We start from the raw sequence: 17,857 nt of genomic DNA on the forward strand, positions 1-17,857 counted from the left end.
TAAAAAGGATGTAATCTAAACTTCAGCCATCTTGTAACTAAAAGATGTAATTCGAGAAAGAATGTGTTCGCACCAACTTGCAAAAACTAGTTAAGATAACTGTTACGGGTTGCTTCATGTTAGGGCGCTTTGATCTTAACACCTTGTTGAATCAGTTGATTGTAAATAGTTTTTGCCAGCAGCAGGGCTTTCTCATGATCACCGTGTATACATAAAGTATCTGCTTTGATAGCGATAGATCTTTGATTTGTTGATAATACTTGTTGTTGGGTGATCATAACTAAAGCGCGCTTCACTGCCTGTATTGTATCGGCAATAATGGCATCATCTTGACTTCGGGGTGTGAGTTTACCATCATCTTGATAGCTTCGATCAGCAAAGACTTCAGATGCAACGGGAAGGCCTATTTTGTGCGCTGACAAAATTAGTTTGCTACCAGCCAGTCCATATAAATAGAGTCGCTTATCAAAATCATAAACTGCCTGTACAATCGCTGTTGCCAAATTTTCATCTCGAGCCGCCATATTATACAAAGCGCCATGTGGTTTAACATGATGTAATTTTCCCCCAGCGGTTTTTACAAATCCATAAAGAGCGCCAATCTGATAAAGCACCATATTGTATATTTCCTTCGGACTCATGTGAATTTCTCGTCTTCCAAAGCCCTGTACATCGTTGAAGCCAGGATGTGCCCCTATTGCTACACGTTTTTCGACTGCTCTTGCTACCGTACGCTGCATTACATCTGGATCACCGGCATGAAACCCACAGGCAATGTTCGCCGAGCTGATATAATCGAATAGCATATCCTGTTCCGGGAGTGTATAAGCACCAAAACTCTCTCCAACATCACAATTGATATCAATATAATACATATATAGTTTCCTTCACGTGTTAAATATTGTAGATCTCGGCAATTTACGAAATAGACATATTGATTTTAGTTTGTGTTTCTAAATGATCATATTTAGCGCAACAGCAAGCTTTTTAAGTTCGTTTTCTCTATTCATGTATAGCTTTTCAGCTTCTATACGACTAATGGCCGAAAACTGAATAGAATCTCCGGGCTTTAATTGTCCGCAAAGTGGTAAATCAACTTGTGCTATCTGTGCAATACGCGGGTAGCCACCCGTTGTTTGCCCGTCTGACATTAATAGAACGAGGGAGCCGTCGTGTGTTACCTGTACAGTGCCTGGTGCAACCGCTGTGGAAAGTAGTTCAATTTGGCTGGAACGCTGCAATAAAGGCCCTTCAAAGCGATATCCCATGCGGTTGCAATCACGACTCAAGGTATAACTAGCGGACAAAAAATTTAGCAAAGAATCGGCTCGAAACCAAGTAAACTCTTTGCCCGGAACAATCCTGATCATTCTTTTGTCAAGCGGCATAAAGTGCTCTTTATCAATGCTCCAGTTAGGAAAACTGATTTTCGTACTTTTTAAGTGCGATAATAGGCGCAAAGTCGATGTAGTTAAGTTGTTTGCGTTTTTAAGCGAATCTTGCTTTTTTAAAGCACGTCCCATCAAGCCTCCGAATCTGCCGGTTATATAAGTGCTTTTGCTTCCCAAAACAATCGGAACATCCCAACCTCCCGCGATGGCTAAGTAGGTCCTTGAACCCGAACTGTGATGTCGAAATGCTAAATTTTGTCCGGCTGGGACAAAAAGAGGGCGATTATCAGGTAAAACTTGATCCGAAGCATAAAGAATGGCCCCCCCGCCGGAATATGCGATTAAAAGATCGGTTTCGGCTTCTAACAATACATCCGCGTACGTTATTTCTATCACAGCCGCGTCAATCGCATTAGCTAAGCTAAGATTTGCTAGCCGCATAGAAAGTGAGTCCATCGCTCCGGCAGAGGGAATTCCTTGGGCACGATAAAAGTTTCTCCCCAAATCTTGTACAGTGCTGAGTATGCCGGGTTTTAAAATCTTAACTTTCATTGCTTCTCCTCAGGCGTTTAAATTCGCGTAAATCAATTGTATCGAAAATAACCTCGTCGCCGGCTCGCAATAGGCTCGGGGAAGATCGGTTAATATCGAAGAGACGCAGGGGGGTGCAACCAATGATTTGCCAACCTCCGGAAATTTCCAGAGGATAGATGCCCGTCTGCTTCCCTGCTATGCCGACTGAGCCTGCCGGTACTTGCTTGCGCGGAATCTTCTTTCTTGGTGTTTCCAATAGTGAGGGGGTGCCGCCTAAATAAGCGAAGCCGGGAACAAAGCCGATCATATAAACCTTATAAGTTGTACTACTATGTAACTTGATAAGCTCCTGAGTCGATATATTGTGATACGAAGCTACATATGCTAAGTCCGGTCCAAGTTCTTCCTCATAACATATGGGTAAATGAATAGGTTCCTTTTTTATTTCATTTATCGGAATTGCCTGTTGCTGCAACTCAATTAAGTAATTGGAAATTCGTTCGAAACTATTCAGGCCGTAAAGCTGTTTTGCTTGGACAACCTGTATGGTATCATAGAAAATAGCTAATGAAGTATAGGCGGGGACGGTGGCAATAAAACCTTCGAATGGTAAACGATTTACTAGCTCATCGAATTGGTGAACTCGGTTAAAGGTCATTTCATCAATTTCTTGCCCAAACTCAATGGTAACGGCACTTTCTGATAAAAAATGAATATTGAAAGAAGGTGTAGATGAATGGCCGGGCCTGCCAAATGGTACTCTCATGTGTAAGTTTTTAATTCATCGCTCAAGCGAAGGTACTAAACCAAATTTATAAAGAAGAAAATGTATATTAGCAAGAATCGTTTTGTTAAAACTTATTGATAACAGAACGAATAACAGCTAACATAAACTACCGCAATAAATTATGGCCGAATTTGATCTTAGTGATTTAGAAAGAATCAATAAAAGCGAGGAAATACTGGATTTTCTAGTCGCAAACGATATCATCAAGGAGAAGAAGTTCAGGAAGCAACTCGCCTACGAAAAAGAACTTTCTGCTTTACAGTTTGAGTTGCTTCGCTTGCAGCAATATGTTATCGAAAATAAAAAACGATTACTGCTAATTTTTGAAGGACGAGATGCGGCAGGAAAAGGAGGAACAATCAGCAGAATGATCGCTAAACTGAATCCGAAAAAAATACGTGTAGTTGCACTTCCAAAACCGACAGAAGAGGAGAAAGGTCAATGGTATTTCCAACGATACATAAAACAGTTGCCAACCAGCGGAGAAATCGTGTTTTTTGATCGTAGCTGGTATAATCGAGCTGTTGTGGAACCTGTATTTGGTTTTTGCTCTGACTTACAATACACCTCGTTTATGGAACAAGTAAATTCGTTGGAACACCTACTCATCGATGATGGAATCATTATGATGAAAATTTTTCTTACGATTTCAAAGAACGAGCAACTGGAGCGACTGGAAGATAGACAAAAGGATCCGATGAAACAATGGAAGGTTGGGGATCTGGATGAAAAGGCACAAGAAAAGTGGGATGATTATACCCATTATATAAATAAAATGTTGAAACGATCCGGTAGCAAGAAATCCCCTTGGGTCGAAGTAGTTACGGATGATAAAAAGCAGGCCCGATTGGAGGTTATTAAATACGTCCTTTCAAATGTGACAGGTTTTACGAGTAAACAAGACTTAAAGGTAGACGAGAAACTAATAAAGATTCATGGTTAGGCAATTTTTATTCTAGTCATTCAGTACCTTTGGTGTATAATGAGGGTTGCTATTGTAGGAGCAGGAATTGGCGGCTTATGCACAGCCGTGGCACTGCAAAACCTAGGCTTGGATGTTAGTATTTATGAAGCTGCGCCAGTGATTAAGCCTGTTGGAGCTGGTATAGGACTTGCAGCCAATGCCATATTGGGATTGAAAAGATTGGGAATAGAACAGGCTGTTTTTGAGAAAGGACATCAGGTCACTTCCCTTCGTATGCTTGATGCTGACGGGAAAATTATAAGTAATCAGGATACGGAATTATTAGGACCCGATTTTGCAAATGCAAACTTGGTGATTCACCGTTCGGAGTTGCATGAAGTGCTTTTAAGTAGATTGTTGCCCAACTCATTACATTTAAATAGAGAATTGCTTTCGTTCAGGAGGAAAAAGGAAAACCTCATTCTTTGTTTCTCGGACGGTTCTAGCTCGGTTACCAACCTGTTGATCGCAGCAGATGGTATCCGCTCAGTCGTAAGGCAACAGCTTATACCTGATAGTAAGCCGAGATATGCAGGTTATACCTGTTGGCGTGCGGTTATTGAAAATCCGAACATCCCCTTAAATGAAATGGCATCTGTGGAAACCTGGACGGCTGCGGGAAGAGTTGGTATGTCTCCTTTGTCTCACAATCGTATTTATTGGTATTGCTGTATGAATGCGAAAGAAAACGATTCTTGCATGAGAGAAATGAAGCCCAAAGATTTGGCAGACAGTTTTTTAAACGCGCATACTCCAATAGCTGAAATTATTCGCAGTACAGCTCCGGAACAACTTATTTGGAGTGATGTATTTGATATTAAGCCGCTTCAGCATTTCGTCTACGAGGATAATATCGTTCTTGTGGGGGACGCAGCACATGCCACAACGCCTAATATGGGGCAGGGCGCCTGTCAGGCGATTGAGGACGCGGTGGTTTTAGCCCAGTGTCTTGCCACGCAAAGCGACCTCGCCACAGCACTTAAGCAATATGAAAAACGAAGAGTTAAAAGAACTAAACGCATCATATGGCAATCGAGGCTACTTGGCTGGATGGCGCATTGGGAAAGCCCATTTTGGTGTAGGTTTCGTAATGGTATATTACGGTCTGTGCCTAAGATTGTTACAAAAAAGCAGATTGCCTGGTTATTCAAAGTTGATTTCTAAAAAGCGCTTGACAAAATTATTACAACGCTTTCCTCTTAACTCAAATGTCAGCTTTTAGCTGAGCGGATGCGATCGCTTGCATTTTGTCTAATATCTTAAATCGCATAAATGTATTTTAGAATGGTTATAATTGCAAACATAAGCGCTCATTTTTACTTTTACAATACGGACGATTTACCATGAAAGAAAATAAGTATGATGATCCTAACTTCTTTGCGAGCTACGGTTTGATGCCACGTTCTACAGCCGGTCTTGAAGCTGCGGGTGAGTGGCCTGCTTTCCGAGCCTTGTTGCCGGATTTGGCTGACAAAACTGTGCTAGACTTAGGTTGTGGTTATGGATGGCACTGCCGCTATGCAATGGAACAGAAAGCGAAGCGGGTCACCGGAATAGATCTGTCTAAGAAAATGCTGGAAAAAGCGAAAGAACTGACGCAAGATCAGAATATCCAATACGAGTGCGTAGCCATTGAGGACATAACATTTAGCGAGGCTACCTTTGATGTCGTCATTAGTTCGCTCGCACTTCATTATGTGAGCGATTTTCAACAGGTTTGCGAGCATGTTTATCATTGTTTAGTACCTAGCGGTACTTTTGTTTTCTCTGTCGAACATCCTGTTTTTACTGCCATGGCTTCTCAAGATTGGTTTTACGATGAGCAGAAAAATCGGATGCACTGGCCCATCGATCATTACTTTAGTGAAGGGCTCAGGAAGACTAGGTTTTTAAATGAAGATGTTATAAAATACCATCGGACTGTTGAGACCTATTTATCAAATTTATTGGATGCTGGTTTTACAATTAATAGACTTTGCGAACCAAAACCATCAGTATCCGTGTTAAAAAATTATCCAGATATGGTTCACGAATTGAGGCGTCCGATTTTTCTTTTATTTTCGGTGTCTAAATAAAAATGCCTTAAGTTTTTACAATGGTTGAAATAGGGAGATGAAACATTATAAAGTTGTTGCGGCGGTCATAGAGCATAAAGGAGCTATTCTTTGCACGCAAAAAGGTGAACACAATTACCCTTATCTAAGCTATAAATATGAATTTCCCGGTGGAAAAGTAGAGCGCGGTGAGCGGGACGAAGATGCGCTGATTAGAGAAATAGATGAGGAGTTGGCATTATGTATTACGGTAAATAGAAAAATAGCTGTTGTTAATCATCAATATCCCGATTTTATGATCACACTAACTGCTTTTCACTGTAATTCAACTTCACGTGAGGTTACATTGGTGGAACACCTGCATGCAATATGGTTACCAAAAGAAAAACTAAAGACGTTAGCTTGGGCGGCTGCTGATCAGCCCATCTTGCAATATTTGTAGTGTCATTGGTACTATTTTCTTCAGCATTATAATTTTTTTATTTCAATTTATGAAAAATGTATCTTTTTAATAAATTAGCTGCCGCATTTCAAATCTGACTCATTTGGCAAGCTCGGCTAAATGGTTGGTCTAGCTCGGAGCCCACGATTTGAAAGCCTAACCACTTTGTACTGTTAGTGTTAAAAATTATAAATTTTTTTTTATGTTAGCGCGTGCAAAACGATTGTATTCATTTTTTACCATTTTATTTTTCCTGTTGGGGCTATTGCCTTATAGTTTTTATGAAAATTGCCTGGCCCAAGGTCTTTCATTGTATACGCCGTATCCGAAAATTTCAGTACCACCCGGAGAATCGATCGATTATTCGATTGATTTAATTAACAACAGCAATGCAATAAAAACCAGTGATATTTCAGTTGTCGGCTTGCCAAAAGATTGGAGCTATGAACTGAAATCCGGCAATTGGGATGTGGCGCAACTTTCTGTTCTTCCGAAGGAAAAGAAAAGCTTTAACTTAAAGGTTAATGTTCCGGTGAAGGTTAACAAAGGCGCTTTCCAATTTCGGGTGCAAGCTAAAGGATATGCTTCTTTGCCATTGACTGTGCTGGTATCGGAGCAGGGAGGCTATAAGACCGGGTTTTCGTCTGATCAAAGAAATATGGAGGGGGCAGCCAATTCAATGTTTACCTTTAATGCGACCTTAAGAAATCAAACCGCAGATAATCAAGTTTATGCCTTAACGGCGCAAGCACTTCCGGGATGGAATGTGTCCTTTAAGGCGAATGGCAAACAGGTTTCTTCGGTAGATATGGTAGCTAACCAAACCCAAAACATTACGGTTGAAATAGATCCGCCTGATGAAACGAAGGCAGGTTCCTACAAAGTGCCTGTTTTGGCGACTACAGCGAATACATCAGCTAATTTGGAATTCGAAGTAGTGATCAAGGGATCTTATAAAATGGAACTGACCACACCGACCGGCTTACTAAGCACCGATGTTACAGCCGGTGAAAGTAAAAGGGTGCAGCTCGCACTAAAAAACAGCGGTTCGGCTGATTTAAAAAATGTCGAAATGAAGTTTTCTGCTCCGGCAAACTGGGATGTCGTTTTCGAACCCGCAAAAATTCCTTTGCTAAGACCTGGGGCAACCGTAGACGTCTTCGCAACGATTAAAGCGGATAAGAAGGCCATTGCGGGTGATTATGTGACGGAATTGGAAGCAAAAACACCGGAGATATCTTCGAAAGCCTCGTTTCGTATATCCGTCGAAACTTCTTTACTGTGGGGATGGTTGGGCATTATGATCATTTTAGCGGCTATTGCTTGTGTATATTACCTAATTCGTAAGTACGGAAGGAGATAGGCGGTGGAAGAAGTTATCGAATTAAAAGGTGTTACAAAATGTTACGGTTCATTGAAGGCCGTTGATAACTTGGATCTCGCGGTTCGAAAGGGAGAAATATATGGCCTTTTAGGACCAAATGGTGCCGGTAAGTCGACGACAATTTTAATGATGCTGGGACTGACTGAGCCAAAGACAGGAACGATTAAAGTTTGCAATATCGATTCCACTGTCAATCCCATTGAAGTAAAAAGACGAGTCGGTTATCTACCGGATAATGTCGGGTTTTATGATAATCAAACCGGATTGGAGAATCTGATTTTCACCGCTAAACTTAATCGCGCAACGTGGACTGAAGCAAGAGACAGAGCTTTAGATCTGTTGAATCGAGTAGGGTTGATAGATGCGGCTAATAAAAAAGTTGGAACTTACTCTAGAGGAATGCGTCAGCGACTTGGCTTGGCAGATGTTTTGATTAAAAGACCGGAAGTAATTATTTTGGATGAACCGACACTCGGTATTGATCCGAGTGGTGTCAAAGCATTTTTAGACTTGATTGTTCAGTTAAGTAGAGAACAGGGACTTACTGTTTTGCTCTCATCTCATCACTTACATCAAGTACAACAGGTATGTGATCGGGTAGGGATCTTTGTTAATGGCAAATTGATTGCCAATGGCACTATACCCGAACTTTCAAAACAACTTTTTAGTAGCGAAGTGTTTACGGTAGAGGCAGGTATCGCTTGGCACGAGTTGGAAAAACCACATCAATTGATGAACGACCTGGGGAAGATCGATGGAATTAATAGCGTTAAGTATGAGCAAAATCGATTATTGATTGGGTGCTCAACGGATAAAACAGCTGCTATAGCACGTACAATTGTCCGTTCAGATATTGATCTGACACACTTGTATCAGCGACAATATGGTTTAGACGAAATTTATCAGCGTTATTTTGAAGGAGAACAGAAGTATGTATAAATTATTGAATTTGAACCTTATTTCTCCGAATCGGGAAGAGAGAAGACCTGCTCACCCTTTCAGAGTTTTGGTAGCCAAAGAGGTCAGTGACCATATTAGAAGTTGGCGCTTTATCATTTTACTTTCGCTTATTCTATTAACCTGTGTTAGTTCGTTATATACATCTATGAGCGGTATCAGTAAGGCTGTTGCTAAACCGGGTGACCCGGAAAGCGCCTTTCTGTTTTTAAAATTGTTCACACTTTCTGATGGATCTTTACCTCCCTTTCATGTATTTGTTGGTTTTTTGGGCCCTCTTTTGGGGATTAGTCTGGGTTTTGATGCCATTAATTCTGAACAGAATGCCGGCACTTTGAGTCGAGTTATGGCCCAGCCGATTCATCGCGATTATCTAATTAACGCGAAGTTTGCAGGGGCTTTGATCGTAATCAGTACACTTTTTTTTGCATTGGGTCTGGGAGTTATGGGCTTAGGGATCATTATTATTGGTATTCCGCCAACTCCTCAGGAACTCCTCAGAATCTTTCTTTTTCTTTTTCTCAGTATACTTTATGTGGCTTTTTGGCTAAATCTGGCCATATTTTTTTCCATACGATTTAGACAAGCTGCAACATCTGCATTGACCGCCATTGCCGTTTGGTTATTCTTCACTGTTTTTTATCAAATAATTATTAGTCTTATCGCTAAGGCAATTATACCTACCGCGGCAGCCGACACTTATCAAAGCCTAAGCTATCAAAAGCTGATCAGCGATTTACTGCGCATAGTACCTAGCCAACTCTACAGCGATGCAACAACGACGCTTTTGATGCCTTCTGTTCGGAGTTTGGGTCCATTAACAATGGAACAGGTTTACGGTGCAATACCAAGTCCCTTGCCGATCGGTGAAAGCCTCGCCATTGTGTGGCCACAACTTACCGGTTTAGTAGCTGTCACTATATTATGTTTTGCAGGTTCCTATTATTTATTTATGAGAAGGGAAATAAGATCGCGCTAATGCCAAATAGAGAAAATGAATACCCTTGTATTATTTCTTCTCAAGGTTGAATTTTAAAGCTTGTATGCTTTTATGGCGCTTTTTATTTGCTCTTCCTCTGTTGTGCCAGGATATAGGATGTAGCTGGGAGCGAATATCGGCTTAGTCTTTTCTATTTGGACAGAGATAATATTGTTTATTGGGAACTTTCCTTTGGTCATTTGAGTTAAGGGTTGCAGCAACAAATTAAAATGTAGATGACCTGAATCAATAATTGTGGCCTTTCCCTTTAATTGCCATCCCTTCTGTATCAAAATGTCAATAAAGCTGATGCAGACATTATCGTTTTCCATAATGTTTTTAATAGATTGGGGAGATGCAATATCAGCAATTAGCAGGTTTTGCCCATAATGAGTAAAGATCTCTTTCGGGGAAACATTAGGAACTCCTTCTCGTGAAGCCGTGGCAAGCCAACATAGGACGCTTTTATCAATATAGCGTTTTATTTCATCTGTAAGCATACGGTAAAGCTAACTATTTTTAACAATAAAGAGACCAACTAACGTTATAACAACTAAATACGACATGTGATATTGCTCTTGTCAGGCACGTTCAAACGCCGTTTTCCTTCCAACAGGGTGGCTTTCGTTGCTGCTTTTTCCAAATTGTTTATATCGAAAATAAGAAATGAAGGCAATCGCAAAAATTGATGTTACCGTGATGTATACCCACGATGGGATGGGAACGGGATCTCCTTTTGCATACGAATGTAAGCCCGAAAGGTAATAGTTAACCCCAAAATAGGTCATGATCACGCTCGAAAAGCTTAGCAAAGAGAGCAAATTAAACAAAAATTTACTTTTCAATCCAGGAATTAAACGAACATGCAAAACAAAAGCATATAATATAATGGAAATAAAAGCCCAAGTTTCCTTCGGGTCCCAGCTCCAATAGCGGCCCCAACTTTCATTTGCCCATATGCCGCCCAGGAATGTGCCTATAGTTAATAAGAACAGTCCGACAGTGAGGGACATTTCGTTTACAATTGTTAGTTCATTTAGAGATGCACTGACCTTCAAAGCTATTTTTTTGTTTTTTATAATATGCAAAATGAGCGTCACAAGACCAATTAGCGCGCTTAGGCCGAAAAATCCATAACTGGAAGTAATGATAGCGACATGTATCATTAGCCAATAGGATTTTAGAACGGGTACTAATGGTGTAATCTGAGGATTCATCTGTGAACCGCCGTGTGCAAAGCCCATTAATATCACAGCTATAAGACATCCCGCTGCCGGGATAAAGGCATTACTATTGCGATATAAGATAAGGCCGGAAAGTATCCCAATCCAACTAATAAACATAACCGCCTCGTAGCCATTACTCCAGGGCTCATGACCGGAGATGTACCATCGGATGCCTAGACCAAGTGCCTGTAAACTGGCCGCAATTGTTACAACGACGAGTAGAAAAGAAATTAATCGACTCACAAATCTGGCCTCCGAGAAAAGCTTAACAAAGGCTAACGCAAGAATTAGACTTCCCAATAAGGCGTAAGCAATCATAAGCTTAAAGAAGATATTCCATGAATTGTATCGGATTTCCCAGTTAATTTTTGCTTCCGATGGAATAATTTCTTTGCCTATTTCTTTTTGCAACGACTTTAATTTTTCTAACTGTTGATCGGCTTGCTGCCAATTTTGTGTGGTTTGTGCATAGATGACTTCTTTAAGATAGGCGGCGAAAGGATTTTTAACATCGGTATTATGATTTGCATGTTCACTACCCCAAGCAACCCAAGTATTGTTTGGATCATTCGGGATAGGTAACACCCGTAGATATTGCCCACTGATCAGATACTGCATAACCTGTAATTTATCATTCAGTTCAATAAGCTCTTTGTCATAGCTGTTTTGATCAGCAGGCTTTTTCGCGAATGCTTGTTGGTATTCATCTTCTAGAATGAAGGTCGCTTTATTATCCTTGAGCGTGATTAAGTTAAGTAGCGATGTATACCCCTTAGGGTCCGCTTTTACACGATTTAACAGCTCCGGCCCACCTTTTGCATTTACTTTAATTAACGGGACTTGTGCCCAATCAAAAGGTTGTGTTGATACAGACAAAAGGAATTGATTGGCATCTAATTCGTAAAACTGATCTTTGTGATGAAGTTTCCGCAAGATTTCCAGTGCCAAGGTATTGATGGGTTCTATTCTTCCGTCAAAATTTTGTACTAGAAGGCTTCCGAAATTAGCTGCATGTGATTTGCTTAGTTTTACTGACGCTGCGAATTGAGCAGGGTCTTGTATTTTGCTAGGTACAGGCATTGAAAGATCGGGCCGGTTTTCTGATTGGACAGCCGAATCATGCGTATGTACATGGTTATGCTGATGTTGATGCCCCTGTTCGTCGCTTTTCAATAGCTGATCTCCCCTGGACGGACCATGCATGTCTATTTCCTGTGCATAACTTGCGCCAAATGGCATAAACAAAAGGAGTAAAAGCGACGCCTTTTGCTTCGATAAAGCGCTTAACTGCTCATTTAGCTTAGAGAAGCGAGTTCCTTTCCAAAACAAAGTAACAAACATGGCTAGAAATAGAAATGTGTAACCTATATAGGTGGTGGTAGTGCCCCAAAAATCATGATTAACTGACAAAACGGTGCCTTTTTCGTCCGGGTCAAAACTTGATTGAAAGAAACGGTAACCTTGGTGATCCAACACATGGTTCATATAGATGGTATATGGTGTCTCTGACTGTTTTTCTACAATTGCTAAATCGGAGGAATAGGAGGCAGGACTATTACTTCCGGGGTATTTTTCCATTTTGAATTTGCGAAGTTTAAGTTCAAAGGGTGTGTAATATATTTTTGAGCCGTAGCCTATGGACACGGTTAGACCACCTATTTCTGACTGATGTTGAAAACTGGTGATACCTTTTCCTCCATAAAATGATACGGTATCGGTGGCATTATTGGTTGAGAGTTCCAGTTTAACCAGGTCAGCCTCGTTTTCATGCGTACGCTTATCGCCCTCAAAATGAATAATCTCACCTTTGGATGGTGCTTGAGGTATAACAAAAGTTAAACTTCCTAGCGTGTACAAACTACGAAGATGAAAAGGTTGTTTCCGTTCTGCTTGGAGTTCACCCTTTTCCTGTGACGCCATAATCATATAGCCACCACCTACCGGCGAATTGATAACTAGATTTCCAGCTTCTTCTTGAATGTTTACTGCCCCCGGTGTTTCCTTGTTATAACTGACTAGCATATTCTGGATCAGTTGTACACTACCCGAAGGGATATATTTGTTCTCTCTTTTACCTTCGATCAAGGTCACGAGATGTAGTATGTTCTTGCCTGTTGACGACGCTACCAGCGAATCTTGGGCTCTCGGTATGTAATCCAAGACACGCATTTTTAAACGTTGTCCCATAAAATCGTACTCTGCAGCATATTCCTTTTGAAAAGGCTTTAAGTAAAAGGGAACCTGACGAGATGTTAGAATGACCGGTACATCTTTATAGGCTAAGGCTTCTTCACCATTTGTAATTTGTACCTTAAAAAATGAAGCATCGGAAATAATTTCATTATTGGACTCCCCCTCACGGATATGCATAGAACCTTCAAAGCTGATATAACGGGTAATCGCTCCGCCGACGAAGATTAATATGAATGCCAGGTGGAAAACTAATAATGGCCACTTTTTCCGCTGGATTAATTGATAGCGTTTTATGTTTCCGATGAAATTAAGCACGAGTATGACCATAATCAACTCGAACCACCAACTGTTGTAAATGAGGGCTTTTGCCACAGGCGTGCCGTAATCATTTTCGACAAATGTAGCTACCGCCATCGAGAAAGCGTATAACAACAACATAAAACCCATGGTTCGGGTAGAGAAAAGTATCTTTCCGACGAAATTCATTAACAAATATTTATAGGTGAGTAGCAGACACTAAAAAATAATTCCTTATGGGGATTTGCGGCAAATATCTTGCTTTTTAGAGGGAGAAAAGTAAAACCAATATAATTTTTTTGTAAAAAAAGAATAGTGATTGGCCTAGAGCCATGGCTCGTTATAAATTTCTCCATAGTTGTTGGTTTCAATCAAGTTGATACCGATTCCTCGTAAAAATTGAATCTTACCAAGATTTCGGTCGTCCGGTTTTTCGTTTTTAGGAGCAATATACCAGGCCTTTTTTCTTCTGCCGGGAAATTTTCGGTAGTATTTTGCGCGTTCTATTAAAAGCCATCGGATGAAAATTTCATTTTCTTCCAACCCTAAACCGAAAATACATAACTGCTTATTAAAGAAGACTTGGAGCCATGTATTACCTCCACTCCAAATCTTTTGACTGTTATTGTTAAAGAGACTGCCTGTGCGACTTTTATAGATGTAATTTCTTGCTTTTTCAATGGATCCCATATAATGAGAAAGACCTAGACGAATGCTTCTATGGTAGCTGACAAGTCCATTAATAAACCATATTCCGAAACCTTTCAACGGATCTTTTAACTCGTGATCCGAGAAATAGGTTGACCAAGGATAAAAGTCAGTGAAAGACGTCGTTTTAAAACGGTATTGCTGCATGAAGGGCAGTGAAGATAATGTAAGATCAAAATTGGTGGTAAGAATAGGTGCTTCATGCTGCCTGGCCCACTGTACGAATGAAACATGATGATCGAACGGCTGCCAACCGCTCAGTAGACGACTTACTTCTTTCTGAATTTGAAATGGGCTGTTAGCGGTTTCTATGCTAGCTAAGTCTAGCAAATCATAAAATTCGGTGGTTGTAATGCCTTTCGGGACGAAGTTAAAGACGTCTGGAGAAAACTTATGCCATAGCTTAAGAAGTAATTCCTCCCAAGATAACGCTTTTGGATTGTTAGGATATCGATTGATGCCGTTGCCGATTACAAAGGCGATATCTTGTTCCTGTCGGATTAACTCCCTGAATTTCATCGTATATACTCAATGATGAGCGGAATATTTAGAGGGCAAGCTACAAAAAATATAACAAAAAGTGGATAGCAAACTAATGTTTAGCAAGTTGTATGCGCGTATTAATACTATAGGTCGCCAATAAAATCAACCCGATCCTGAAAAAACTCGATGAAAATGCCTTCGTTGTAATAATAGTAGGATACAATAAATACATCCCCATTGTAATATGAATCCCGATCGTCGGGTGGTCCCCAATATCGCTCAACCATATCTATTCGGTGCCCTACCTGGGGCCAATAGTTTTCAGGATTGTAATTATCTTTTTCGCAACTGAAAAAGGTGAAACTAATAACTATCAATAATAGGATCGCCAGACTAGCTCGTATAATGGAGTGAAATAAAAAAGCTCTGCTCTGCATAGAAATCAAAATTTGGTAACGCGCGGACAAATGTATAATTTTATCTTCCATTTTTCGATCGATATTGACTTTGGGTGAAGAACAATAAGCAATTACCAAAATATTTTTATCTGCAAGACGACGTGCAGTGGGTTGCGCAGCAACTCTTGGGAAAGGTTATCTACACTAATATTAATGGCCTTGTAACCGGTGGGATTATCGTAGAGACAGAAGCCTATAATGGTATAACAGATAAGGCCTCCCATGCTTATGGCAGACGTTTTACCGAAAGAACAAAAGTAATGTATGGGGAGGGAGGGGTATCGTATGTATATCTTTGTTATGGGATCCATTATCTCTTTAATGTTGTAACCGGTCCAATCGATGTTCCACAAGCTGTTTTAGTGAGAGGTATTGAGCCAATTGTGGGGCTCGATTATATGTTAAAGAGACGTAATATGGAGGTACTGACTCCACGGCTTTCTGCAGGCCCGGGAACGCTGACGCAAGCTTTAGGCATTGCAGGAAATTTCAACGGAAAAAGCTTATCCGGTGACGATATTTGGATAGAGGACGTGGGGATCTCGTTGGATGAGCAAGATATTGTTGTTTCGACAAGGATTGGTGTAGAATATGCAAAGGAAGATGCTTTATTGCCCTGGCGCTATTATATAAAGGGAAATCGTTTTGTAAGTCGAAAGTGAAAACATAGCAAGCCTGCTATGTTAATTGTTCAAATATTCCCAAGCGCTGTAGTAAGCATGTTCTTTTTCTGAATAGGTAATTAAATCGGCATAGAAAGGTAGCTTTGATAGGGTAAGGCTATCACCTACCATCACTAATTTCTTTTTTGCCCTTGTCATCGCGACATTCATGCGCCTAATATCGCTTAAGAAACCAATTTTTCTTTCTTGGTTACTTCGTGTAAGGCTGATAATAACAATGTCTCTTTCTTGACCTTGAAAGCCGTCGATGGTATTGATCGTAACTTTATCTTTATATATAGAAAGAGATCTGGCTTCCAATAACGCTTTGAGCTTATCGACTTGCGAAGCATAGGGAGAAATAATAGCGATACGAGGATAATTTTCGGGTGAATAATGTTGGCTAAGCGATGTACTCAACATTGAAAGGTAATGTAAAACAAAGGAAGCTTCTTCTAAATTGTATATGCTACCTTCATCGTCTCTTTCATCAAACCCACAGCCCACCGTATCGATAAATTGCAAGGGCTGATCATTAGGAAACAACAGGGTATTTGCAACGGAACTGTGTGCAATTAGCGAGCTTTGGTAAAATTTTTGGGAGGAAAAGGACATGATGGATGTATGCATTCGATACTGTTCCTGAAGCATAACACCTGATTGCGGATATAAATGAATGCATTTTTCCAGTAATGTTTCCTTAAGTCCCTGATTAGCGGCAGAAACGGATTTGATCGTTGGAGGCAACTGCTGATGATCGCCTGCTAATATTAATTTCTTTGCTTTTAATATGGGAATCCAACATGCGGGTTCTAGAGCCTGTGCGGCTTCATCGATTATGACTGCCTCAAAGCAAATGTTTTTTATTGAGTAATGGCCGGCTCCCACCAATGTTGCTGTAATTACCTGCGCATTTTTGATGACAGACTCTGTGGCATACTGCTCTAAAGCATCGGCTTCCTTTATAAGCTTTGCTGCTTCGGCAAATAATGTTTGTCGCTGGATTCGCTCTTCTTTGCCAAAGTTACGTTTATACTTTCGTGCCATTTCACGAAATTGATTTGCTCGCTTTCTGATTTTTTTTACTTCTTTTATTGACGAAGTTTGGCTGATCTGCTCATCTAATGTCGCATGTAGTAACTCAGGTGTTACACGAGAGGGGCTTCCGATTCGTGTAACATTGATTTGTGCTTTGAGAAGTTGATCTGTAAGAAGATCTACTGCAGTGTTGCTCGGTGCAACCACCAGTAACTGACAGTTTCTTTCTTTCAGTAAAACCTTGCAAGCTTCGATGATGGTTGTAGTTTTGCCGGTGCCCGGGGGACCATGAATGATGGCTATATCATTCGCAGATCGAATTTTTTCGATGGCTAGCTGCTGATTGGCATTCAACCTATCTAATGAAATAGGGGTAGCAGAAGAAAAGAATACAGGTTGCCTTTCTCCTATTAACACTTGAATAAGAGGATTTTTATTTGATTTCGAAGCTTCTAGCAGCGCATTTTGCATTTGCTTATAGCTATACTCATCAAATAATAAATCGATGCCAAGTTTACCATTGTGAATCCAGTCGGGAAGCTCATCAAGATGCAGCATAACTTTCATTTTGTTTTCAACAAGGTAGGACACTTGTCCCACAATGCGGTGATTAACCGAATCAAGATTAGAGAAAAGAGCAACTGACGCCCCGGATTTAAAATGATGTATTGTTTCTTGATCGTTTGAACGTTCAATTTCCAGAGCGATGTAGTCGCCTCTTTCGATAGTTATTTTTTTTATATGTATAGGAAACCAGGTGTTCCCATTTTTTTTTCGCTGTGTAATGGACAGGGTAGTTAGCGAGGTTTGAAAGGAATTCCTATCTTCTATTTGTTCTAATTTTAATAACGCTAACAAATTGCCAAAATAATCCATGCGGCAAAGATAAGAAGCATTTTAATTAAATTTTTTTTGTTATAAGGACGGGATGGCTGCGTAGTTAAGTATGCATAAGTAATAAAATAGGTAGATTAGTGTTGCCTGTGTGTGGGAGGAAAAAAAAACGGTTTGATTTCCAGTTTGTTGTAAAAAAAAGCTATTGTCCGGGGCGCGAAACATTTGGGGGAACGGGGGAAATTCGTACCTTTGCCATCCCGTTCGGGAGGCGGGCACTCCGCAAACGAAGGGATGCGGTTGTTTTTTGAGGTACGGAGGTGAACGGCAGGGAGGAGGAAAAATATTTTAAAAAAATATTTTGGAGAAAAGAAAAAAGCTGTTACCTTTGCACTCCCAATCGGGAGAGAGGGGACGACGGAACGGGCGCGATGCCCGGGAAGGTGAAAGAAAAAAGCAGGAAGTA

16 protein-coding genes are annotated in these 17,857 nt (G+C 40.5%); 8 read left to right on the forward strand and 8 right to left on the reverse strand.

The window, feature by feature from the left end; all coding sequences use genetic code 11:
• Window positions 1–119: 119 nt before the first annotated feature.
• The 3 genes from E0E36_RS18270 to pxpB form a co-directional block, all read right to left on the reverse strand.
• A complete protein-coding gene (locus tag E0E36_RS18270; protein ID WP_130857215.1) occupies window positions 120–875 on the reverse strand; it encodes a LamB/YcsF family protein in 756 nt (251 codons plus the stop codon).
• Window positions 876–953: 78 nt separating this feature from the next.
• The gene (locus tag E0E36_RS18275) at window positions 954–1,943 is read right to left on the reverse strand and encodes a 5-oxoprolinase subunit C family protein (protein WP_130857216.1); all 990 of its coding nucleotides are present in this window, start codon (window positions 1,941–1,943) and stop codon (window positions 954–956) included.
• Window positions 1,933–2,691, reverse strand: a complete 759-nt coding sequence (gene pxpB / locus E0E36_RS18280) for a 5-oxoprolinase subunit PxpB (protein ID WP_130857217.1) — start codon at window positions 2,689–2,691, stop codon at window positions 1,933–1,935. Before pxpB ends, E0E36_RS18275 begins: the two co-directional genes overlap by 11 nt.
• A gap of 142 nt (window positions 2,692–2,833) precedes the next feature.
• Here pxpB and ppk2 point away from each other — a divergent pair, with 142 nt between their 5' ends.
• The 7 genes from ppk2 to E0E36_RS18315 all read left to right on the forward strand — a co-directional run bounded on the left by ppk2 (window position 2,834) and on the right by E0E36_RS18315 (window position 9,492).
• The gene (gene ppk2, locus E0E36_RS18285) at window positions 2,834–3,655 is read left to right on the forward strand and encodes a polyphosphate kinase 2 (RefSeq protein ID WP_130857218.1); all 822 of its coding nucleotides are present in this window, start codon (window positions 2,834–2,836) and stop codon (window positions 3,653–3,655) included.
• Between the two features lie 39 nt (window positions 3,656–3,694).
• Complete coding sequence (locus E0E36_RS18290) at window positions 3,695–4,840, forward strand: FAD-dependent monooxygenase (RefSeq protein ID WP_130857219.1); 1,146 nt, start codon at window positions 3,695–3,697, stop codon at window positions 4,838–4,840.
• A 179-nt stretch (window positions 4,841–5,019) separates the two neighbouring features.
• Window positions 5,020–5,751: a class I SAM-dependent methyltransferase gene (locus E0E36_RS18295; RefSeq protein ID WP_130857220.1), complete on the forward strand. Its 732-nt coding sequence runs from the start codon at window positions 5,020–5,022 to the stop codon at window positions 5,749–5,751.
• Window positions 5,752–5,788: 37 nt separating this feature from the next.
• A complete protein-coding gene (locus E0E36_RS18300; RefSeq protein WP_130857221.1) occupies window positions 5,789–6,172 on the forward strand; it encodes a (deoxy)nucleoside triphosphate pyrophosphohydrolase in 384 nt (127 codons plus the stop codon).
• A gap of 202 nt (window positions 6,173–6,374) precedes the next feature.
• A complete protein-coding gene (locus tag E0E36_RS18305) occupies window positions 6,375–7,535 on the forward strand; it encodes a COG1470 family protein (RefSeq protein ID WP_130857222.1) in 1,161 nt (386 codons plus the stop codon).
• Window positions 7,536–7,538: 3 nt separating this feature from the next.
• Window positions 7,539–8,495 (forward strand): ABC transporter ATP-binding protein, encoded by a 957-nt coding sequence (locus E0E36_RS18310; protein ID WP_130857223.1) that lies wholly within the window; start codon window positions 7,539–7,541, stop codon window positions 8,493–8,495.
• Window positions 8,488–9,492: an ABC transporter permease gene (locus E0E36_RS18315; RefSeq protein WP_130857224.1), complete on the forward strand. Its 1,005-nt coding sequence runs from the start codon at window positions 8,488–8,490 to the stop codon at window positions 9,490–9,492. The genes E0E36_RS18310 and E0E36_RS18315 overlap by 8 nt, the downstream gene beginning before the upstream one ends.
• 53 nt (window positions 9,493–9,545) lie before the next feature.
• On the opposite strand, the gene E0E36_RS18320 is transcribed toward E0E36_RS18315, so the two are convergent.
• From E0E36_RS18320 to E0E36_RS18335, 4 genes are all read right to left on the reverse strand, one after another.
• A complete protein-coding gene (locus E0E36_RS18320; RefSeq protein ID WP_130857225.1) occupies window positions 9,546–9,992 on the reverse strand; it encodes a pyridoxamine 5'-phosphate oxidase family protein in 447 nt (148 codons plus the stop codon).
• An 81-nt stretch (window positions 9,993–10,073) separates the two neighbouring features.
• Window positions 10,074–13,397 (reverse strand): c-type cytochrome biogenesis protein CcsB, encoded by a 3,324-nt coding sequence (gene ccsB, locus E0E36_RS18325; RefSeq protein WP_130857226.1) that lies wholly within the window; start codon window positions 13,395–13,397, stop codon window positions 10,074–10,076.
• Between the two features lie 135 nt (window positions 13,398–13,532).
• Window positions 13,533–14,435, reverse strand: coding sequence for a hypothetical protein (locus E0E36_RS18330; protein WP_130857227.1), 903 nt, complete (start codon window positions 14,433–14,435; stop codon window positions 13,533–13,535).
• A 107-nt stretch (window positions 14,436–14,542) separates the two neighbouring features.
• Window positions 14,543–14,887, reverse strand: coding sequence for a hypothetical protein (locus E0E36_RS18335; protein WP_130857228.1), 345 nt, complete (start codon window positions 14,885–14,887; stop codon window positions 14,543–14,545).
• Window positions 14,888–14,910: 23 nt separating this feature from the next.
• Between E0E36_RS18335 and E0E36_RS18340 the strand changes: the two genes are divergently transcribed.
• Window positions 14,911–15,519: a DNA-3-methyladenine glycosylase gene (locus E0E36_RS18340; protein ID WP_130857229.1), complete on the forward strand. Its 609-nt coding sequence runs from the start codon at window positions 14,911–14,913 to the stop codon at window positions 15,517–15,519.
• Between the two features lie 21 nt (window positions 15,520–15,540).
• Here E0E36_RS18340 and E0E36_RS18345 read toward each other — a convergent pair whose 3' ends face one another.
• Complete coding sequence (locus E0E36_RS18345) at window positions 15,541–17,433, reverse strand: AAA domain-containing protein (protein ID WP_130857230.1); 1,893 nt, start codon at window positions 17,431–17,433, stop codon at window positions 15,541–15,543.
• Between the last annotated feature and the right edge of the window lie 424 nt (window positions 17,434–17,857).

This window comes from Olivibacter jilunii, assembly GCF_900607235.1.
Taxonomy (GTDB): Bacteria; Bacteroidota; Bacteroidia; order Sphingobacteriales; family Sphingobacteriaceae; genus Olivibacter; species Olivibacter oleidegradans.

Coding starts and splice junctions, on each gene's coding strand:
- ppk2 (WP_130857218.1), top strand. CDS start 2,834: ATGGCCGAATTTGATCTTAGTGATTTAGAAAGAATCAATAAAAGCGAG.
- E0E36_RS18295 (WP_130857220.1), top strand. CDS start 5,020: ATGAAAGAAAATAAGTATGATGATCCTAACTTCTTTGCGAGCTACGGT.
- E0E36_RS18290 (WP_130857219.1), top strand. CDS start 3,695: ATGAGGGTTGCTATTGTAGGAGCAGGAATTGGCGGCTTATGCACAGCC.
- E0E36_RS18275 (WP_130857216.1), bottom strand. CDS start 1,943: ATGAAAGTTAAGATTTTAAAACCCGGCATACTCAGCACTGTACAAGAT.
- E0E36_RS18335 (WP_130857228.1), bottom strand. CDS start 14,887: ATGGAAGATAAAATTATACATTTGTCCGCGCGTTACCAAATTTTGATT.
- E0E36_RS18270 (WP_130857215.1), bottom strand. CDS start 875: ATGTATTATATTGATATCAATTGTGATGTTGGAGAGAGTTTTGGTGCT.
- E0E36_RS18300 (WP_130857221.1), top strand. CDS start 5,789: ATGAAACATTATAAAGTTGTTGCGGCGGTCATAGAGCATAAAGGAGCT.
- E0E36_RS18315 (WP_130857224.1), top strand. CDS start 8,488: ATGTATAAATTATTGAATTTGAACCTTATTTCTCCGAATCGGGAAGAG.
- E0E36_RS18305 (WP_130857222.1), top strand. CDS start 6,375: ATGTTAGCGCGTGCAAAACGATTGTATTCATTTTTTACCATTTTATTT.
- ccsB (WP_130857226.1), bottom strand. CDS start 13,397: ATGAATTTCGTCGGAAAGATACTTTTCTCTACCCGAACCATGGGTTTT.
- E0E36_RS18320 (WP_130857225.1), bottom strand. CDS start 9,992: ATGCTTACAGATGAAATAAAACGCTATATTGATAAAAGCGTCCTATGT.
- E0E36_RS18345 (WP_130857230.1), bottom strand. CDS start 17,433: ATGGATTATTTTGGCAATTTGTTAGCGTTATTAAAATTAGAACAAATA.
- pxpB (WP_130857217.1), bottom strand. CDS start 2,691: ATGAGAGTACCATTTGGCAGGCCCGGCCATTCATCTACACCTTCTTTC.
- E0E36_RS18330 (WP_130857227.1), bottom strand. CDS start 14,435: ATGAAATTCAGGGAGTTAATCCGACAGGAACAAGATATCGCCTTTGTA.